Source organism: Streptomyces boncukensis, from assembly GCF_011045075.1.
In the GTDB taxonomy this organism is placed as follows: Bacteria; Actinomycetota; Actinomycetes; order Streptomycetales; family Streptomycetaceae; genus Streptomyces; species Streptomyces boncukensis.
On the sequence record NZ_JAAKZZ010000751.1, the window covers coordinates 1 to 2,651 of the forward strand.

A 2,651-nucleotide genomic window follows, 5' to 3' on the forward strand; every position below is an offset into this window, starting at 1 on the left:
GCGGCGGCCCCGTCCCGCTGTACACCCCGGAGTTCGCCGCAGACCCGCACGCGTACTACGCGTATCTGCGGCACTTCGGCCCCACCGCGCCCGTCGAGCTCTCGCCCGGCGTCCCGGCGACCCTCGTCACGGACTACACCGCCGCGCTGGAGCTGCTGCAGAGCCCCGGCGCCTTCGCCAAGGACTCGCGGCGGTGGCGGGATCTGAAGGAGGGCAGGATCAGCCCGGACAGCCCGGTCCTGCCGCTGCTGATGCACCGGCCGAACTGCATGTTCTCCGACGGCGCCGAGCATCTGCACCTGCGGCAGGCCGTCACCGACAGCCTGGCCCGCGTCGACTCCCACCGGCTGAGCCGGAACGTCGAGCGGGTCGCCCAGTATCTGATCTCCCAGTTCAGCACCCGCGGCTCGGTCGACCTGCTCAACGACTACGCGAAGCCGCTGCCGCTGTTCGTGTTCAACGAGCTGTTCGGCTGCCCCGCGGAGATCGGCGACCGGGTCATGTTCGGCATCTCCGGGATATTCGACGGCATCAACGCCGAACAGGCCAACGAGGTACTCGTCCAGGCCGTCAGCGAGCTGGTCGCCCTCAAGCGCACCAAGCCCGGCGACGACGTCACCTCCTGGCTGATGCAGCACCAGGCCGGACTGGACGACGAGGAGATGGCCCACCAGCTGGTCCTGCTGCTCGGCGCGGGCGCCGAGCCGCTGCGCAACCTCGTCGCCAACACCCTGCACCTGGTGCTCACCGACGACCGGTTCGCACGCAGCGGGCTGGTGGACGAGGCGCTCGACGACACCCTGTGGCACAACCCGCCCATGTCCAACTACGCCCCGCACTTCCCGGTCTCCGACATGGAGTTCGCCGGCCAGAAGCTCAGCGAGGGCGATCTGGTGCTGGTCAGCTTCGCCGCAGCCAACGCCTCCTCGGCCCAGGCCGCACCCGGGCACACGGCCAGCCGCGCCCACCTCTCCTGGAGCGCGGGCCCGCACGCCTGCCCGTCCAAGGAACCGGCCCGCCTCATCACCGTGTCCGCCATCGAGCACCTGCTCAACGAGCTGCCGGACGTCGAGCTCGCGGTCCCGCCGGAGAGCCTGTCCTGGCGCCCCGGCCCGTTCAACCGCGCACTGGCCGCGCTGCCGGCCCGCTTCTCGCCGCTGCGCGCCCCGCAGCCCGCTGAACCGGCTCCCGAGCGCTCCACCGCCGGCGGCTCGGGCTCCGGCTCCGGCGGCTCGGGCTCCGGCGGCTCCGGTTCCGGCGCGGGCAGGCAGGAGCGCACCGGCCTGTGGAGCTCGTTCCTGTCGTGGCTCAAAGGCTGAAATGTCACTCAACGTCACCACTTGTCACCCGGGAGTGTGATATACGCGACACGAACACATGGCCACAAACCGAATCAGTTTTCAACTGCCGGGGTAGGTCAAGGTGTTCCTGTCGGCCACAACACAATGAAGGAGGCGTGGTGGAGGATACCGGCACGATCGCCAACGCCACTTCGGCCCGGCGCTCCGCGGCCCGTCCACACCGGCACCACACCCCGTGGGAACGCCGGTCCTCCCGCATAGGGACGCCCGCGCACAGACCGCACGGCCGCATACCCGCCCCCCGAGGCGGGTATTTTTCTGTCCCGGCCCCCGCTGCCGGGCCCGGCGACGCCCGATGAGCGGGGCGCCCGACACCGGCACCGCCCCCGCCGCCACGGCCGGGACCACGCTCGGCGAGCACACCGCGGGACAGCTCCGGCGGCTCGGCGGCATCGCCGGTCTCAGCCATCAGGACACGGAGAGTTATGCGCGCGCCCTCGCCGAGACGCTGGGGGCCACGGCGGAGCGCCCGCTGGCGCTGCCTCCCCCCTCGTCGACCTTCCTGTCCGACGACCACACCCCGGTCGAGTTCTCCCTGGCGTTCCGGCCCGGCGCCCCGCCCACGCTGCGCGTCCTGGTCGATCCGGGGTGCGCCGCCGGCGGCCTGGCGGAAGGCGGCCGCACCGGGCTGGCCGTCGTCCGCGGCATGGCGCACCGCTGGACGTTCCCCACCGCGCAGCTCGAAGCGCTGGAGGACCTGTTCTTCCCCCGGGACCCCCGGGGGCCGCTGGCCCTCTGGTACGCGTGGGAGCTGCGGCCCGGCGGCGTGCCCCGGGTCAAGGTCTATCTGAACCCCGGAGCGCGGGGACCGGAGCCGGCCGCGGCCACCGTGCGGGAGGCGCTGGAGCGGCTCGGGCACCGGCGCGCCTTCGAGGCGTTACCCCCGGCGGACGGCCACCCCTTCCTCGCCCTCGACCTCGGCGACTGGGAGGCGCCCCGCGTCAAGGTCTACCTCCGCCACGACGGCCTGTCCGCGGCCGAGGCGCCCGGCCTGAACCGCATGGCCCCGGCCGCCCCGCCCGACGGCCGCGTCGCGGGCGCCCCGGACGGCGGCGTCGAGGACTTCCTCCGGATCGCGGCGGGCCGCCCGCCGCGATCCGCCGACCCGGCGCCGCACGCGCCGCGGCTCACCGGACGCCCGGCGCTCACCTGCCACTCCTTCACGGACACCGCCGTCGGCGCGCCCAGCGGCTTCACCCTCCATGTGCCGGTCCGGGACTACGTGCCGCACGACGCCGAGGCCCACACCCGCGCCCGGACCCTGCTGCGCCGCCTCGGCATCGACGGGAC

Annotated in this window: 2 protein-coding genes; both read left to right on the forward strand. The window is 73.6% G+C overall.

Annotation, left to right across the window (positions count from 1 at the left end; all coding sequences use genetic code 11):
* On the forward strand, positions 1 to 1,319 hold a 1,319-nt coding region (locus G5C65_RS35115), incomplete at its 5' end, for a cytochrome P450 (RefSeq protein ID WP_165303110.1).
* 337 nt (positions 1,320 to 1,656) lie between these two features.
* On the forward strand, positions 1,657 to 2,651 hold a 995-nt coding region (locus G5C65_RS35120), incomplete at its 3' end, for a tryptophan dimethylallyltransferase family protein (protein WP_165303111.1).